This is a genomic window from Paenarthrobacter sp. E2MeOHC11 (genome assembly GCF_058744955.1).
The window spans coordinates 2,134,471-2,151,351 of sequence record NZ_CP196673.1; the positions used below are offsets into that span (position 1 = coordinate 2,134,471).

Consider the following 16,881-nt stretch of genomic DNA (forward strand, 5'->3'; position numbering starts at 1 on the left):
GATCCAGCGATACCGATTTCCGGCAATCGTGTACTTTTGGTGTCATGGCCAGTGCAGATCAGGAAAAAAGCGAACACCCTGGCTTTGATGGCGCACGCGCACGGGTCCGCCTGAGAGTCCCATCGGTTGCCGAGAGGGTTGCCGAGGAACTGCGCTACCAACTGGCCGAGGGATTCCTGGTTCCCGGTGCCAAACTGACCGAGGCCACCATCGCCGAGGATCTGGGCGTCTCCCGGAACACCGTCCGGGAGGCCTTCGCAGAACTGGCCGGCGAACGGCTCCTCCTCCGTCAGCCCAACAAAGGTGTCTACGTGGCCACCCTTGAAGCCGGCGACATCCACGACGTCTACACCGTCCGCCGGGCCATCGAGGTCAGTTCGATCCGCGCAGGAGGTTCACCCGAGCGCATCGCCGCCGTCAGGGCCGCCGTCGAAGAGGGCAAACGCGCAGCAGCCGCCGACGACAACGAAGGATTGGGCAGCGCCAACCAGCATTTCCACGGAGCAATCGTTGCCCTGGCCGAGAGCAACCGGCTGGACACGATCATGGCGCAGGTCCTGGCCGAGATGCGGCTGTACTTCCACAAGGCCACCATGAACGCGCACTTTTACAGCGACTGGCTCACGGAAAACGAGCAGATCTGCTCAGCGTTGGAAGCCGGCAAACTTGAACGCGCCGGGGACCTTCTCCTGGCCTACCTCAACCGTTCCGAGCAGCAGCAGACCGCCATCCACGGCGCGTAGGCCTGGACCAGCCGTTACCGCTTGCCCTTCTTGCGCGAGCCCTTCCCGCGGCCCTTGTCCGGATTCGGCGCGTAGCGTTGCGCAACGGCAGGCTTCTTGGGGCCACCGCCGCGACGATCAGGCTTGGGCGCCTTTTTCGGCTTCTCCTGCTGGGCCGAGGGCTGGCGTGAACTCTGCGCCGTCCGCCCACGCACGATCCCGATGAATTCCTCCATCACGGGACTGTCCGTGCCAACAAGCCACGCCAAGCCAATCTGAGTCGTAGGAGCACCGGTCAGGCGCCGCATGACAGTGTCTTTGGCATTCAGGTGCCGCGCTACGGACATCGGCAGAATCGCCAGCCCTGCACCGGAGGCAACCACCTGGAGGGCCATGTCCGGCCCACCCATTTCCTCGATGTCGAGGAAGTTTTCCTCGGACAGGTCCTCGAGGGCCACCTCTTCAAACACCGAGATCTCGTGGCCTTTGGGAGCAACCACCACGGGCTGCTCTTCGTAGAGGGGGATGACGTTTAAGCCTTCGCGGTCCACGGGCAACCGGACAAAACTCAGGTCGGCGGAACCGTCACGTAGCACCGAGACCTGCGCGTCGTCGTCGGACATGAAGGAGTGCAACGGATAGTCCGGCATCCGTTCTTCCCACCGCCGGATCCATTTCCCAGGCGTCACACCCGCAACATAGGCGAAGCGGAGGCCGGCTAGGGGTTCGGTTGATTCGGTGGATTCTTCTGCGGCTGGCACACACTCACAGTACCGGCCAGATACCCTTGAAGCATGACGTCCTCGAACTCCCAGTCCATGAAGCCGGCAACAGTTGCCAAGAAACTCGGCATCTACCTGCCCGCGACACCCCAGGAGTTCCAGGATTCGTCCATCTCCCGCGACGAATTCGCCGAACTCCAGGCCAACCCGCCGGAGTGGCTCGCTGAACTGCGCCGCAACGGCCCGCACCCGCGCCCCGTCGTAGCGCAGAAACTGAACGTCTCCATCAGCGGCCTCGCCCGCGGCGGCGTTGAGGATGCACTCACGACGGCGGAAATCACCGAACTGCTGCAGGCTCCCCCGCAGTGGCTGGTCACCGAGCGCGCCACACACGCGGCGGTCCGGTCTGAAGCGCAGCGCGTCAAGGATGAAGCTGCCAAGAAGGCCGCCACCAAGGAAGCCAAGGACAACGCCGCCGCCAAGCGCGACGCCCCGAAGACGTCCAAGCGGGACCACGCGTAGCTATAACTGAGCTGTGGCCGGGACCTTCGTCCCGGCCACAGTTGTTTAACCAGTCCCGCTGCCTGGCTAGTCCTGGTGGAGCTGAATGAAGTTGCCGCAACCGTCGTCGAAGACTGCGCTGACGCCGGAGGGATCCTCGGAGGGTTCACCTTGGAACGTCACGCCGGCGGCCAGCAAGCGCTCATACTCGGCCTGGACATCGGGCACGCCGAAGGTGATGGCAGCCAGGCCGGACTCATGAAGGGCGTTCATGTAGTTCGAGGCGATGGGGTTGTCACTTGGTTCCAGCAGCAGACCGGGCGAAGTGCTGTTCTCCGCGCCGGGATCCTTGATGATGAACAGGTTGTACTCAGGCATGGCCATCAAGGTCTCGAAGCCAAGGGTCTCCGTATAGAAGACGTGGGCCGCCGCTGGGTCCTTGACGTGGATGCTGCACATTTTCAGTCTCATGATGCCAAGGCTACGCCGACGGTATGACAGGGTGACCCCTCGCGCGTTCGCCGGGGCTGGCGCATACTGAATTCAAAGCAGCGTGATGTCGCCTGGAGGTGGTCCGATGCCCGCCATGATGCTTCTGTGGGGTGTAGCTCTGGTTCTCGCAACCGCGGCTACGACGTATGTCCTGCACAGGAAAATGACCTACGGCCGTGGCCCGGAGCCGGACGGCGTCTTCTGGGATTTGTTCGGCGGCTTGGTGGTGATTGCACCCGCCATTTTGGTCCCAACAGTGCAATGGCCTCCGGCCGGGCTCATCATGGTCCTGGTCGCCATCGTTACTGCGGCAGGAACCTTGGGAAGTATCCGCAAGGTGGAACGGATCCACGCAGCCGAGCCCCGGCGTCGTGCAGGTTTTGCGGACGATGCCGCCCGCCACGAAAACGTCCTGGCGCACTGGCGTCGCTACGAACTGGACCCAGCGCAGGCCATCGATTTTCCGGCCATGACGGACGTTCGGACCGCGGAAACGGCGGCGCTCACCCGGGCCATGCGGGAAGCCGAATACTGCAGGGTGACAGCTGGAACTGACTACCGGGCCGCCGTCGAGCACCTTGCCCAGGCCCTGGTTGAGGCCGAGCGGGCCGCAGGCGTCCCCACGGCGGCACTGGCTACGCCCGGGTCAGCACCTTGCCCTTGAAGAACTCGGGCCGCAGCCGGTACATCACCAGCATGACCACTACGCCCAGCAGGATCACGCCCATTCCCAGGACGAACACCAGGCCCACGCCGCCCACGGACGAGCCCGAGCCGTACTCCGGGTCCATGGAATCGAGAGCCGTCTTCACGAACATGACCAGCAGGATCACACCGCCAACGAGCGGTGCAAGGAACTTGAAGAAGAACGCCCGCGCACCGCGGAAAGCCTCGGCCCGGAAGAACCAGACGCAGGCCAGCGCGGTGATGCCGTAGTAGAAGCAGATCATCATGCCCAGGGCGGTGATGGTGTCCCACAGTGCATTCTCGGAGACGGTCCGGGTGATCACATAGAAGGCGGCAGCGGCAATCGCGGCGGCGATCGTGGCGAAGCTGGGCGACTTGTAGGTGGGGCTGATCTTGCCGAACTTGGGCGAGATGGCGCGGTAGTGACCCATGGCCAGCATGGTGCGGGCGGGGGAAACGAACGTCGACTGCAACGATGCGGCCGAGCTGCTCAGGATGGCCAGCGACATGAGAATCGCGAACGGGCCCATCACCGGACCTGCCAGCACGGCGAAGATGCTGGACTGGTTCTCCGGGTTGCCGGCACCCAGCCCCGTCTCGCCAACACCGGCGAAGGACAGGGTGGCCAGCGCGACAGTCATGTAGATGATCACGATGACCAGCACGGTGATGGTCGCTGCGCGGCCCGGGGTCTTCTCCGGGTTCTTGGTTTCCTCGTTCATGGTCAGGGTGACGTCCCAGCCCCAGTAAATGAAGATCGAGAGCGATACACCCGCGGCGAACTGCGAGAACGAGTCCACCGCGAAGGGGTTGAACCAGTCGGGCGAGATGGCGGTGGCATCGAAAGCCGTCCCGTTTGCCACGTGGGCGAATGCTGAGACCGCGAACCAGCCCAGGACCAACAGTTGGAAGGCCACCAGCACGTACTGGACGCCCTTGGTTGTTTCCATGCCGCGGTAGGAAATCCAACAGGCCAGGGCAATGAACACCAGCGTGGTGGCGATGTTCAGCGGCAGGATCTTGCTGAGCTCACCCAACTCCGGGTTGCTGAAAATCTGGGCGAGCATCAAGTAGAAGAAGTCCACCGCCACGGCCGCAAGGTTGGAGAGCACAATGATCGTGGCCGCGATCAGCCCCCAACCACCCATCCAACCAATCCAAGGACCAAAGGCGCGCGTCGCCCACGTGAAGGAGGTGCCGGCGTCGGGCATTGCGTTGTTCAGTTCGCGGTAGCCAAGTGCCACCAGCAACATCGGGATGAATCCCACCAGGAAGATGGCAGGCAGGTGCACGCCTACCTCGGACACTGTGGGGCCAAGGGCCGCGGTAAGGGTATAGGCGGGAGCGATGCAGGAAACGCCGATCACGACGGCGCCGATCAGGCCCACCGATCCGGCTTTCAGCCCCTTTTCACTTAGGGATGATTCTTTCGACTGGACCGTCTTTGGTGCAGTTGACATGGTTTTGCCTCTCAGGCGATTTCTAGGAGCTTTGTCGCGTGTAGTCGCGGGGGACCACGATCATGGGAACGGGAAGGGCACGCAGGATCCGGTTTGCGGTGGTGCCCAGGAAGGTGGCCCGCTGCTGGGCCAGGCGGCTGGATCCGATCAGCAGGATTTCGCCGTCTTCCCAGTCGAGTCGGTCAACGGCTTCTTCGATGGTGCGGCCCTGCGCGACGACGATCTCCGGTTCAGGCACATCTGCCGCGTCAGCGGAACCGGTCGCATCGGCGGAACCGGAACTTCCGACGGCGGCAAGCCGGTCGGCGGCATGCACCCAGGCGGCGTCGGCCAACCCAGGCGAGTTACCGCCGTCGAGCGCCAACAGGGAGACGAGCCGCAGCGGGAGGCCCCGGTCGCGGGCTGACTCGACGGCGACGTCGAGCAGTTCGTCAGCGCCCGGGCGCGTCCCGAAACCGCAGCTCAAGCGGGTGATCGGCTCCGTGCGGTGGTAACCCTGGGGCGCCAAAGCGACCGGAACGGGCGACGAATGGAGCAGCGAACCTGCCACGGAACCGATCGTGAAGCGCTTGAAAAGACCGCTGTTGGTGGCGCCAATCACCAGCACCGCGGCGTCCATTTCCACGGCGGCATCGATCAGGGCCTGCGCCTCTGAATCGCCGCGGCGGATGTGGGCGCGTGCAGTGACGTCGTCCGGAACCAGCGCGAGTCCCTCGTCCAGCCAGCGCTGTGCTTGCTCGTTGAGGATGTCGTTGTAGCCGGCCTCAGGCGGGTAGACGGCGTTGAATGGGGAGTCTTCCGGGACCACCAGGACCAGGTCCAGGCTGACATCGTGGTTCCGGGCCAGCGCGACGGCAAGGTGAACGGCGTCGTGCCCCCTCGCATTGGCGGTGTAGCCCACTACGTAGCGCATGGTGGTCCTTTCCTGGTGGTGCTGAAACCGGCTTGGTGCTTAAACAGTGGAGCCGGCAGGCCGGGGATGGAGCTCCCCCGGCCTGCCGGTTTGGTGCTGATCGCGTTAGGCGACAGGTACAGCAGTCAGCTTGTTAGCCTCAACAATGCGGGCGGCGGTTGCCTGGCCCATGCGGACCGCGCCATCCACGTGCTGGTAGCCCTCGGCTGCGAGGTCGGACGAGGACCAGTAGATCGGTCCAACGTTCGCGTGCTGGTCCTTGCCGTAGCGGTGCAGTCCGCCGAGGTCGTAGCTGGATGCGTAGGCGCCGCGGGTCCATTCTTCGGAACCCCAGTCGGACTCGTAGTAGACCTCGGGAGTGAGGGCCTTCTCACCCAGGAAGCCGGCGATGGACTCAAGGATGGCCTTCTTGCGGTCCTCGGCGCTGAGCTCGAAGACGGCGTCGGCCTTTTCGTCGGAGACGAAGCCCACCAGGGTGCCGCGGGAATCGCCGTGGTTGGTGTTGTCGTAGACCTCCTGGACCAGTGCGCCCGCGCTGAAGCCCGTGCCGGAGAGGCCTTCTTCGCGCCAGAACGGCGTGTCGTAAACGGCGTGGACCTTGATAACCAGGCCCAGGGACTGGTGCTGGTGCATCTGGTGCTGGCGGCGGGGCAGCGGCGGTTCGAAGGAGACACGGGAGTACAGGTTCGGCGGGACGGCCATGATCACGAAGCGCGCGTTGACGGTTGCCTGCTCTGAGATGACCGTGACGTTGTTGTCGGACCACTTGATGGTGCGAACCGGGCTGTTAAGGACGACGTCGTCGCCCAGCTCAGCTGCCTGCAGCAACGAAACCTGCTGCATGCCGCCGATGACGCGCTTGTCCAGGATGAAGTCTTCGTCGGTCAGGTGGCTGAAGGATCCGGCGGAGGCGGCCATGAGCACTGCCTGGAGTGCGGAGAATGCGTGTGCAGGCTTGGTGAGCATGCCACCGGCGATGAAGAGGCCAATGTTGTTGCAGGCTTCCTCGTCGTTGGAGTTCTGGCGGAGCCAGTGGTGGAAGGAGATGGTGTCCAGCTCCCGGGCCTTGGGGTGTGCCCAGGGCTCGGTCGGTCCAATCTCGGCGGCGAGTCCGTCCAGGATGGCGACGAGCTTATCCATCTCGGCTTTGGTGGTCTCGTTCACCGGGAAAGTGTCACCGGTGTACTGCGTGCGCTTGCCGTCTTCGCCGATGTAGACGGATTCACCGTCGCGGTAGCGCGAGTACATTTTCAGTCCGAGCTCGTCCAGCAGCTCCATGAGGACCGTCTGGTCCGGAGAAACCCATTGGCCGCCGATCTCCAGCATTGCACCGTCGATGGTGTCGGTCCAGGTGCGGCCGCCCACGCGGTCGCGTGCTTCGAGCACAGCAACGCTGAGTCCGGCCTTTTTCAATTCGCGTGCCGCCGTCAACCCTGACGGCCCGGCACCGACGATCACAACGTCGCGATCAAGATTCTGCATGATGTCCTCTCCGTGGCCGTCCGTGGTGGCTGACCAGTAAATGAATGGCGTTCATTTATATCCATACTAGCGTTGGAGTCGGCCGGTGTGAAGGCCCGGTGGAATAATGCTGGGGACACAGGCAGCAGAAAGGCCTCCGATGCCCGAACCGACCCCCGCCCCTTCGGCCACTTCCGCCGGCCCGGTACGCCGCCGCGCCGGCAGGCCGACTGCGGCGATCCTTGACCAGGACGGCATCACGACGGCGGCGCTTGAGTTGATCAGCAGCAAGGGTTACGACGGACTCACCATGGCTGCCCTGGCACGCTCCCTCGGCGTCGCGCCTTCCGCCCTCTACAACCATGTGGCCTCCAAGGATGACGTTTTGCTGTTGGTGGAGGACCACTTGGCAGCAATGGTGGATGTGACTGCTTTCGGGGTGGAGCCGTGGGATGCCGCTGTACGTCGCTGGGCCTGGTCCTACCGCGACGTTTTCTCGGAGCATACGCCGCTGATCCCCGTCATTGCAGTACTTCCGGTGGCAAATGCGCCCAAGACTTTGGCGATGTACGAGGCCGTGACCGCAGGCTTCCGCGACGCCGGGTTCCCGGAAGAGAAAATCATCTCGGCAATCGTCGCTTTGGAGGCATTTGTTTTCGGGGCGGCCTACGACGTCACCGCGCCGGATGACATCTTCGACGCCGGCAGCCTCGCCGATCGGGTCCCCAACTTCACGGCCGCTGTGGACCGGTTGGCTCTTGAACGGCATGCGCGCCCGACTGACGTCGCGTTCAGCTTGGGACTTGAGGCGCTGATTACGGGGTTCGGGGCGCTGCGGGGGTAGTTGCCTTTGGTTCGAGGCTGTGGAATCGGTGGTGCATGTGGCTTCGAACTCGGCCACCATGCCCAGACGTTGAACAGCAGCTTTCCCACCGGATCGTGCGGGTCGTAGACGCTCCCACCGAAGTTGAGGGCCACCGCCCAACGGGCGCTGACCGGCTTTTTCCATTCGCCTATTGCCGGAGTTCTTCGGAGCGATGGTGGGTTGGATTGGCTGCCCCGCCCCTGTTGCACCACGGCGGCCTGAACTTGGTCTTCATTGTGTCCGGCCGTGTCGTTTGTCAGGCCCCGATAGCGGCGATGGCGTAGTGGGCGATGCGGAGGAGGTCCTCTTTGCTGGCGCCGTCGCGGGCTTGCTGGCTCATTCCTTGTAGTGTCGCTCCGACGAAGGCTGCCATTGCGTGGGTGTCGGTGCTTTGGGGGATCCGGCCTGCTTCGCGATCCCCGGTCAGTGCCTCTGCCATGGCCAGGATGTTGTCGTTGCGCATTTTGGACAGCCGTTCTGCGACGTGGCGGTTCGCGGAGGTCACCGCGACGGCGGAGCTGATCACCAGACAGCCGCCCGGGAACGTCTTGGACGGGTAGTGGTCGGCGGCTTCCATGAGCAGCCGCCGCATAAGTTTCAGCCCGGAGTCTTCTTCTGCGAAGGCGATGGACATGAAGCTTCCGTGGGTGGCGTTGTAGTGATCCACAACGGAGAAGAAGAGGTCTTCCTTGGAGCCAAAGGCCTTATAAAGGCTGGGCGGATTGATGCCCATGGCCTTCGTGAGCTCCGCAAGTGAGGTGCCCTCGTATCCGCTGTCCCAGAAGACCAAAGTGGCGGCTTCCAAGGCATCATCGATATTGAATTTCCGCCCTTGGCCTGCTTTTCCTGACATCGTCGTCCTCTCGTCGTTCCTCTCAAGAAGAGCCCCCAGCAGCAGGCATCTATTCCCGCCGCCTCCACGAGAGTGGTTTTTCATAATGTGGTCAGCGCCACACATATGTTTTCGAAATCTTTCTTGTAGTGATCGCTAAACGTATGTAAGTATCTCATTCATGAGCGAAACACACAAAGACCACATCGCCGTCGTGACCGGAGCCAGCCGAGGGATCGGCGCGGCAATCTCCTCCCGCCTTGCCACCGCAGGCTTGACTATTGCTGTCCACTACGGACAGGACGGGAAGGCGGCTGCGGAAGTAGCGGCCTCCATCGAAGCCGCCGGAGGAAAGGCTTTCCCTTTCCAGGCAGATCTCGGGACCGATACCGCGGCCCAGGATTTTTGGGCCTCCTATGACAAAGCCGCTGCCGAAGCCGGTGTCTTGAACCAGCCCATTCACGTTCTCGTGAACAATGCCGGGGTCACCTTGCGGGGGGCCATCGAGGACTTTAGCCGGGAAGATTTCCTTACCCAGCAGGCCATCAACGTCAATGCGCCCTACTTCATCGTCAAGGAAGGGCTGCCCCGGATCGCAGACGGGGGACGCATCATCAACATCTCCTCCGGCGTCACCCGCATAGCTTTTCCGGAAATCATTGGATACGCCCTCACTAAGGGCGCCATTGAAGCCTTCACCCTGACCCTCGCCAAACACCTCGGGCCCAGGGAAATCACCGTGAACTCGGTCGCCCCGGGTGTCGTTGACACCGACATCAATGCTGGTTGGCTCCGCGGCAACGAAGAAGCCCAGGCCGGGGTAGCTGCCAGCAGTGCCCTGGGCCGCGTGGGCCAGCCCGACGATATTGCGAGCATCGTGACTTTCCTTGCCTCCGACGAAGCGCGTTGGATCACGGGGCAGAAGATCGATGCCACCGGTGGCACCAACCTCTAACTCACCGCACTATCTGGACGCTTACCGCGTCCTGAAGCGTCACATCCGCACAGGGCCCAACCTAGGCCTGACTCGCATCACATCCAGGGGGAATCATGAACAGTGCCCAAATTCGTGGCATTGACCATTTCGGTCTCACTATCAGATCGCTTCGCCAAGCGATCCACGACCTTCGGAACGCCCTTGGCGCTGAGGTCTGCTACGTAGAGGGCCCGATCACTGATCGGGAACCCGGTTGGATGGCGGCGAAACTGGGAGCCCGGGGAACCTGCTCATTGACGGTGGCCGCAATGAATGTTCGCGGTATCAACCTCGAACTTTTCGAATACGTCGGCGCCGAACGCCGCTCCTGGGACACTCCTCCGGGAGCGGCGGGCAGCTTCTTCCTCATTTTCCAGACCCCGAACCCTGACCGCGTGATCGCCAGGCTTTACAACGAGAACGCGACAATCCGCCCCATCGAGCACCCGATCAACGGGTATGAGGTAGCACTGCCTTCCGGGATCAATCTGGCAATCCAGTACAGACCAGTGCAGCGTCTCCTCGGAGCAGTTGCGCTGAGCCGGTACGACTTCGCGACGGCCCAGCACGAACTCACATCCACGCTCGGTTTCAGCCAACAGGAGGCCACCACCGCATTCGGGGCCACCGGTTACCTCTTCGCCAGCGACCATGGACTGCCAGTCGCAGTACTCCATGGGAACTCTCCTTCACCCCGGCCAGCCAACAGCGACCTGGGCGGCCATCACGTAGCGTTCCACGCCGACCACGTGGACAAGACGGTCAACTCCATTCGGAACATCAGCGGCTACACCACTTTGGGTGAACCCGAGACCATCATTGACGGACCCATCGCAGGAGACAGGTGGGTGTACCTCAACTCTCCATTCGGGCTCCAACTCGAGATCATCAACATGCCCGACGGCACCCTGCCCTATGAAAGGGACGCTGCTGCGCTCCGGACCCCCATCGCGATCGGAGCGTTCTCTTGAGCCACACCGCCTCCCGCCGGTCGATGCTCAGCGCAAGCGGCGCACTGCTGGGCGCTATCGCCCTGAGCGGTGTGCCAGCGCGCGCCCAAGCCGCCGAGCCCCAAACCCGTACCAGGGGCTATCAAGTCATCACCTCTGTCTCCGAACAGTTCGATGCCCTGCAACAAGGCACGAACCTGAGGTGGAAAGGTGAAGCCGAGCGCATCGCCTTCCCACGCACGGCAGCCGAGGTCGCCGAAGAACTTCGCGCCGTCCTGCGGCTGGGACTGCGTCCTTCTGCCCGCAGCGGAGGGCACTGCTACGAAGGATTCGTCGCCAACCCGGCCGTGAAATCCATCATCGACCTTTCCGCCATGGACCAAGTCCGCTGGGACCCGGAGATGAATGCCTTCGAGGTAGGAGCCGGCGCGCAACTCGGGCTGGTCTATCAACTGCTCTACAAGCAATGGGGCGTCTACGTTCCCGCAGGGAACTGCCCCACTGTTGCTGCCGGCGGCCACATCGCCGGCGGCGGTTACGGATCAATGAACCGCCGCGACGGCCTCGTCGTTGACCACCTCCTCGCCGTTGAAGCCGTTCACGTCCGCAAGGACGGTTCCGTCGCGATCAGTCGCGGCACCCGGGACCCGAAGGACCGACACCACGAACTGTGGTGGGCCTACACGGGCGGTGGGGGCGGGAACTTTGGCATCGCGACCCGGTACTGGCTTCGCAGCCCCTCAGCCACGGAGAACCGGCCGGAAAAGGCCTTGCCTTCACCTCCGCGTCATGTCTGGCTCAGCACTGTGTCCTGGTCCTGGGCTGACATCGATGAAGCAGCATTTACCCGGCTGCTGAACAACCACGGCCAATGGCACGAAAGAAACGCAGCCCCCGGAACCCCGGAAGCAAACCTTTTCGCCCAACTGAAAACCTGGCACCGTTCCAACGGTTTTATCACCATGGACACCATCGTTGACGCAGCAACCCCTGATGCTGAAGGTGTCCTGGACCGCTACCTGACAGCCGTGTCGGAGGGAGTGCCCGCGGCGAATGTCACCCAGCGCCGAATCGTGCCGTGGATGCAGGCCACGCAATGGACCGGGTTCACCGGACCCGACTCCACCCGCCGGTTCAAAGGTAAGTCAGCGTACCTGCGTCGTACATTCACACCCGAGGCGATCGCCGCTGCCTACCGCGGCCTGAACGATCCAAGGATCGCCAACCCGGGAGCGCTGCTGATGATTGCCTCCTACGGAGGTGCCGTTAACAGCGTCGCCCCGGACGCGACAGCCGTCCCCCAACGGGACTCCATCATCAAATTCCAAGTGGTCTCCATCTGGGACAACCCCGAAGATGACCAAGCCAACGTCACCTGGACCCGCAACACCTACCAGGGCATGTTCGCCTCCACCGGAGGAGTCCCTCCCCTGAACTCCACAGCAGATGGTGCCTTCGTAAATTACGCAGACACGGACCTGGACGACAGCGCCTGGAACACCTCCGGACTAACTTCGTTCGACCTTTACTACAAGGGCAACCTGCCACGCCTCAAACACGCACGCGCCGCCTACGACCCGAAGGGAGTGTTCTCCCATGCCCAAAGCATCCCTCTTGCCTGAACCAACCGGCACGCTTCCGGTAACTGCACGCCGCCTTGACGCCCTGACGGGACTCCGCTTCTACGCCGCGCTGCTCGTTTTCGCCTTCCACATCAGCCTGAGTCGCTTTTACCTCGGCGATTCGGACATAGTTGAACCGCTGCAGTTCATCCTCAAGAACGGTGGATGGTTCGGCGTCACGTTCTTCTTCATTCTCTCCGGGTTCGTCCTCATGTGGTCTGCCCGCGCCGGGGACACTCCCGGACGGTTCATCTGGCGACGAATCGCCAAGATCGTCCCGAACCATGCCGTGACCTTCTTCCTCGCTCTGGCCATCGGAGGGCTCGGGGCCTCCACGATCGGTGAAGCGGTCGCCAACCTCCTGCTGATCCACGCCTGGATACCGGCCGACACCGCCTTCTTCAGCATCAACCACCCCAGCTGGTCGCTCTCAGCCGAACTTTTCTTCTACCTCGCGTTCCCTTTTGTGCTGCCACTGGTGAACCGCATCCCACGGCACAGCCTCGTCCTCATCGGCACCGCACTGATAGGACTGATCACTCTGGCACCGCTGGCCGCCGGGCTGCTCCCCGCCGGGGAACTCTTCGGTCCCAACCATGCCCAATCGCCACTGTTCGGCGCATCCATCCCGCAAATCTGGGCCGTCTACGCACTGCCACCGGTCAGGCTCCTCGAATTCGCCCTGGGCATGCTCGCAGCCCGGACCGTCCGCGAGAGAATCCTTCCTACCATCCCGCTGGGGCCAGCCCTTCTGGTCGCGGCGCTCGGCTACGGGGGGTCCCTCTTCCTCCCCATTACCTGGCAAATGGACGCCGCCTACGTCATTCCCGTGCTGCTGCTTGTCATCGCCGCAGCGCAAGATACCTCCCCACCGGGGATCTTCGCTTCCCCCGCAGCGGTCCGCCTGGGCGAATTGTCCTTCGCGTTCTACATGGTCCACGACATCGTCCTGACCCTGACCCGCTCCATCGTCGGGTCGGCGGCGCTGCAGCCCTTGCCGGCAGCCTTAACCATTCTTGCCGCCTTCGTGCTCAGCCTCGGCTGCGCCTACCTGCTCTGGCGGCTGGTTGAAGTCCCGGCCAACAACGCACTGCGTTCCCGCAACCCCTTCTCCGCACGACCCACCATCTCCCGAGAGGCCTGAAATGACTACCATCAACCGCGCATGGACCGTCTCCGCCCAGCAGGACGTCCAATACCGGGTAGAAACCACCTTTGACATCCTTGACCCGGCCAACCCGACTTTGGTCGATGGAGAGCACGGCTCACGACGACTCATCGTCACCGACACCACCGTCAATGATCTCTACGGCGAGAGGATCCGCGCCTACGCCGCAGCGAACCTCTCCGAATACAAGATCCTGGTATTGCCCCATGGCGAAACGAACAAACGCTGGAGCGCAGTAGAAACCGTCCTCGAAGCCATCGAAACCTTCAAGCTCGACCGCCGTCGTGAACCCGTGATCGCCATCGGGGGCGGAGTCCTCACCGACATCGTAGGATTCGCCTGCAGCATTTACCGCCGCAACACCCCTTTCGTCAGAGTCCCCACCACTCTGATCGGAATCGTTGATGCAAGCGTCGGAGTCAAGACCGGAGTGAACTTCCAGACCGGCAAAAACAAAATCGGCACCTACTTCGCCGCGTCCCGCAACCTCCTCGACACCTCCTTCCTCAGCTCCCTCGAGCAGCGCCACGTCTCCAACGGACTCGCGGAGATTCTCAAAATCGCTCTGGTTAAGGACGAAGAACTGTTCGCCCTGCTCGAAGAGCACGGCGCGGCTGCACTGGCCGGCCGGTTCCAACAGCACACCGAGGCCCAACAACAAATCATCGACAAAGCCATCAGCGGGATGCTGGAAGAGCTGGAACCCAACCTCTGGGAACAGACCCTGGAACGTTTGGTCGACTACGGCCACACCTTCTCCCCCACCGTGGAAATGACCGCCTTACCTGAACTGCTTCACGGTGAAGCCGTCTGCCTGGACATGGCCCTCACCACCGCCATCAGCGTCCACCGGGGTCTGGTAACCCCGGACGAAGCCAGCCGGATATTCAGGGTCATGCGCACACTTGGTTTGCCTGTCACCCACCCCTCCATGAGTGTCGATGTCCTGGTCCAGGCACTCATCGATACAACCCGCCACCGCAATGGACTCCAGCGCCTGCCTCTGCCCACCGGGATCGGCGCGGCTATCTTCGTCAACGACCTCACACCCCTCGACATCGAAGCAGCACTAAACATCCTCACCGGCGCCGATAACAGGGACCTGGAAAGGTCGGCGGCATGAACACCCCCACCAAAGCGCCTCCACGGCCCCGCACCCCCCACGGCCACGCCACGGTCCTTGGCGTCCACGGCGCCGCAGGCACCACCGGATGGAAGGCCTTCTATACCCGACGCGAGCTCGAATCAGCGACAGAAGCCGTGGAATGGGCTACTCTCCCGCCGGGTGGGGTCAGCGGTGAACACCGCCACACGCGTACCGAGGAAATCTATTTGATTCTGGAGGGAACGGGTGAGTTTTTCCTTAATGGCACAGCGCATAAGGTCAGCCCCGGGACCCTCGCCTTGACGACACCGGGGAACACCCACGGCCTGCGAAACACCGGCTCGACGACGCTGAACTGGTGGGTCATTGAAACCCTCACACCACACACCCAGAGCTGCCTCGAAGGCAGCCACCGCACAGAAAGGCCGCCCATGCCTGCCCGGATCCATGACCTCCATGCAACCCCCAGCGTCGACACACAAGGGACCTTTGACGGGCCATTGGCCGCCATCGAACGGCACACCCTCACTCCAGAACAAAACATGAAGTTCGGAAAGCCCGGCGCCGAAATCGCTGGCTTCCTGAACACCGGCAGTGCCACACTTTCATTCGCTGACACGACCGCCACCATCGATGCACCAGCATCGTTCCTGGTGCCCAACGGATCGCCTGCCGTGCTGACAGCAACCTCCAACGTGGAATTGTTTGCCGTAGAGCTCAGGACCCCCGGCTCATGATCATCACCACACCGGACCCGGCAGATTACTGGAGCTGCTTGATCCGCCGCGGAATGCTTCACAGCGAAACGGAAGCCATCGAGCACTGGAGGCTGGCCCCTCAGCAAAGCCTGGCCCTGGGCGAGCAAGGCGTGCACGAAGCGTTCATCATTCTCTCAGGTCAGGCGGACATCGAAGGCAGGAAGCTGTCAGCGGGGTCCGTGCTGCTTGCGCCAGCTCAAGAGCAGGGAACGCTGCGGGCCGAGACGGAAACTATCCTGCTAAGCGTCAGGACCTACCCTCAGACGGTCACCAGCAACCTCCCGCCCAGAGTTCCCGAGCTACCCGAAAGTGAACGTGCCATCTGAAACGCGAAGGGCAGGGCAGCTCACCGCCTGGGCCCTGCCCTTCGCACTCTTTTTCGCCGTCACAGTCGAGATGGCCCCCACCGGTGCGCTGGAACACATCGCCAGGGCCTTTGGTTCAGACATTGGAACGGCCGCCGCCGGTTCGAGTCTCTACGCCTTCAGCACCGCGCTGTTTGCGCTTCCGCTTTCAGCCCTGGCCCAACGATTCAATCTCCGCAAGACAGCAATCCTCACCGCCGGCATCTTCGCAGTCCTAGGCCTCGCCACCAGCGCTGCCCCTGACATGTCCACTTATCTGGTCCTCCGAACAATCCAAGGAGCCGCCCACGGCGCGTTCTTCCCCCTGGTCCTGGCCCTGGCAGCCGCGGCCTCACCAACCAACACCGGCAAAGCAACCGCCAGGGTACTCCTGGGTAACGGCTGTGCCCTCGCCCTCGGCGTACCGGCTGCCGAGGCGCTAAGCTCCATCGACTGGCGGATCCCCCTTGCCTTGGCGTCCTGCGGCGTCTTCGCAGCCATGATCTGCGCGCCCCGACCACAACCAAGTCCTCCACAGGCAGAGCTCGCCATGAAGGCAGGATCGAAGGGCAGTTTTGTGCCCATAGCTCTCATCCTTGCCGTGGCACTGGCTGGACACTTCTCGTACTACACGTTCCTCGCACCCATGGCCACCCACGCGGGAACCCAACCGTCCCTTGTCCTTGCGGTTTACGGAGGAGCCGTCATCATCGCGACAGCACTCTCCGGGCGCCTGGCCGGGAAAAGACGACTGCAACGAGCGTTTATCGTCATGGTTGCCGAAGCTGCCATCCTCGCTGGTGCCGCCCTGCTCGCAGGACCCGTCCTGGTGTTCACAACTGCAGCCATGGCAGGAACCTGCTTCGGTTTGCTACCCACCCTCATGCAGTCAGAAATCCTCGACCGCTCGCGCGGAAACCAGACCATGGCCTCCGGAGCCGCAGTAGTCGCGTTCAACGCAGGAATCGCCGCCGGATCCGCCGGCGGAGCAGCACTGGTGGGCACCTCCGTCCAGTCCCCCGCGCTCGTCGGCTCATGCCTTCTCGGCTTCGCCGCCATCATGCTGGCCTTCGTCCACAACAGATTTAGGGCAAAACAGCCGGAGACTTTGCCTAAAGCAGCCGTTCACTGATCGCCTCGTGTCCCACTTCCTTAGTTGTGGGGCAGCCGCGTCCGCTGGCACGGACGAAAGCCCCGGACCACTTTCCTCAAATCGAAGGGCCCCTCCCAGCAATAACGAGAACGGCCCCGGGGAACAGATGGGTCTGCGAAGCCTCGGCAGTCGCCACCACAACCCCCACAC

The 16,881-nt window shown here is 62.8% G+C and carries 18 protein-coding genes; 12 read left to right on the forward strand and 6 right to left on the reverse strand.

Features of this window, described 5'->3' with window-relative positions; all coding sequences use genetic code 11:
- Positions 1-44: 44 nt before the first annotated feature.
- Positions 45-743, forward strand: a complete 699-nt coding sequence (locus ACSSVG_RS09930; RefSeq protein ID WP_231342321.1) for a GntR family transcriptional regulator — start codon at positions 45-47, stop codon at positions 741-743.
- A gap of 14 nt (positions 744-757) precedes the next feature.
- Here the strand turns inward: ACSSVG_RS09930 and ACSSVG_RS09935 are convergent, their stop codons facing one another.
- Positions 758-1,483, reverse strand: coding sequence for a LysR family transcriptional regulator substrate-binding protein (locus tag ACSSVG_RS09935; protein WP_492418679.1), 726 nt, complete (start codon positions 1,481-1,483; stop codon positions 758-760).
- A 33-nt stretch (positions 1,484-1,516) separates the two neighbouring features.
- On the opposite strand from ACSSVG_RS09935, the gene ACSSVG_RS09940 reads away from it, so the two are divergent.
- Complete coding sequence (locus ACSSVG_RS09940; protein ID WP_492418681.1) at positions 1,517-1,966, forward strand: DUF5997 family protein; 450 nt, start codon at positions 1,517-1,519, stop codon at positions 1,964-1,966.
- A 66-nt stretch (positions 1,967-2,032) separates the two neighbouring features.
- Here the strand turns inward: ACSSVG_RS09940 and ACSSVG_RS09945 are convergent, their stop codons facing one another.
- Complete coding sequence (locus ACSSVG_RS09945; RefSeq protein WP_492418683.1) at positions 2,033-2,416, reverse strand: VOC family protein; 384 nt, start codon at positions 2,414-2,416, stop codon at positions 2,033-2,035.
- A gap of 106 nt (positions 2,417-2,522) precedes the next feature.
- Here ACSSVG_RS09945 and ACSSVG_RS09950 point away from each other — a divergent pair, with 106 nt between their 5' ends.
- On the forward strand, positions 2,523-3,101 hold the full coding sequence (locus ACSSVG_RS09950) for a hypothetical protein (RefSeq protein ID WP_492418685.1): 579 nt from the start codon (positions 2,523-2,525) through the stop codon (positions 3,099-3,101).
- On the opposite strand, the gene ACSSVG_RS09955 is transcribed toward ACSSVG_RS09950, so the two are convergent.
- The 3 genes from ACSSVG_RS09955 to ACSSVG_RS09965 form a co-directional block, all read right to left on the reverse strand.
- Positions 3,073-4,584, reverse strand: coding sequence for an APC family permease (locus tag ACSSVG_RS09955; protein ID WP_492418687.1), 1,512 nt, complete (start codon positions 4,582-4,584; stop codon positions 3,073-3,075). The genes ACSSVG_RS09950 and ACSSVG_RS09955 overlap by 29 nt on opposite strands.
- A 22-nt stretch (positions 4,585-4,606) precedes the next feature.
- Positions 4,607-5,497, reverse strand: coding sequence for a universal stress protein (locus ACSSVG_RS09960; protein ID WP_231338750.1), 891 nt, complete (start codon positions 5,495-5,497; stop codon positions 4,607-4,609).
- Positions 5,498-5,602: 105 nt separating this feature from the next.
- Entirely contained in the window at positions 5,603-6,979 is a 1,377-nt protein-coding gene (locus tag ACSSVG_RS09965) for a flavin monoamine oxidase family protein (RefSeq protein WP_492418689.1), read from the reverse strand.
- 106 nt (positions 6,980-7,085) lie between these two features.
- On the opposite strand from ACSSVG_RS09965, the gene ACSSVG_RS09970 reads away from it, so the two are divergent.
- Positions 7,086-7,802, forward strand: coding sequence for a TetR/AcrR family transcriptional regulator (locus tag ACSSVG_RS09970; protein WP_231338752.1), 717 nt, complete (start codon positions 7,086-7,088; stop codon positions 7,800-7,802).
- Between the two features lie 277 nt (positions 7,803-8,079).
- Here ACSSVG_RS09970 and ACSSVG_RS09975 read toward each other — a convergent pair whose 3' ends face one another.
- The gene (locus ACSSVG_RS09975; RefSeq protein ID WP_231338753.1) at positions 8,080-8,676 is read right to left on the reverse strand and encodes a TetR/AcrR family transcriptional regulator; all 597 of its coding nucleotides are present in this window, start codon (positions 8,674-8,676) and stop codon (positions 8,080-8,082) included.
- Between the two features lie 160 nt (positions 8,677-8,836).
- Here ACSSVG_RS09975 and ACSSVG_RS09980 point away from each other — a divergent pair, with 160 nt between their 5' ends.
- From ACSSVG_RS09980 to ACSSVG_RS10015, 8 genes are all read left to right on the forward strand, one after another.
- Entirely contained in the window at positions 8,837-9,610 is a 774-nt protein-coding gene (locus ACSSVG_RS09980) for an SDR family oxidoreductase (RefSeq protein ID WP_231338754.1), read from the forward strand.
- Positions 9,611-9,705: 95 nt separating this feature from the next.
- Complete coding sequence (locus tag ACSSVG_RS09985) at positions 9,706-10,602, forward strand: VOC family protein (protein WP_492418692.1); 897 nt, start codon at positions 9,706-9,708, stop codon at positions 10,600-10,602.
- Entirely contained in the window at positions 10,599-12,203 is a 1,605-nt protein-coding gene (locus ACSSVG_RS09990; protein WP_492418694.1) for an FAD-binding oxidoreductase, read from the forward strand. Before ACSSVG_RS09985 ends, ACSSVG_RS09990 begins: the two co-directional genes overlap by 4 nt.
- Positions 12,178-13,347 carry an acyltransferase family protein gene (locus ACSSVG_RS09995; RefSeq protein WP_492418696.1) on the forward strand — a complete coding sequence of 390 codons (1,170 nt, stop codon included), beginning with the start codon at positions 12,178-12,180 and terminating at the stop codon, positions 13,345-13,347. Before ACSSVG_RS09990 ends, ACSSVG_RS09995 begins: the two co-directional genes overlap by 26 nt.
- 1 nt (position 13,348) lies before the next feature.
- Positions 13,349-14,494, forward strand: a complete 1,146-nt coding sequence (locus tag ACSSVG_RS10000; RefSeq protein WP_231338758.1) for a sedoheptulose 7-phosphate cyclase — start codon at positions 13,349-13,351, stop codon at positions 14,492-14,494.
- Positions 14,491-15,213, forward strand: coding sequence for a cupin domain-containing protein (locus tag ACSSVG_RS10005; protein WP_492418698.1), 723 nt, complete (start codon positions 14,491-14,493; stop codon positions 15,211-15,213). Before ACSSVG_RS10000 ends, ACSSVG_RS10005 begins: the two co-directional genes overlap by 4 nt.
- Positions 15,210-15,560: a hypothetical protein gene (locus ACSSVG_RS10010; protein WP_231338760.1), complete on the forward strand. Its 351-nt coding sequence runs from the start codon at positions 15,210-15,212 to the stop codon at positions 15,558-15,560. The genes ACSSVG_RS10005 and ACSSVG_RS10010 overlap by 4 nt, the downstream gene beginning before the upstream one ends.
- Positions 15,550-16,710, forward strand: coding sequence for an MFS transporter (locus tag ACSSVG_RS10015; RefSeq protein WP_492418700.1), 1,161 nt, complete (start codon positions 15,550-15,552; stop codon positions 16,708-16,710). The genes ACSSVG_RS10010 and ACSSVG_RS10015 overlap by 11 nt, the downstream gene beginning before the upstream one ends.
- The last annotated feature ends 171 nt before the right edge of the window (positions 16,711-16,881 follow it).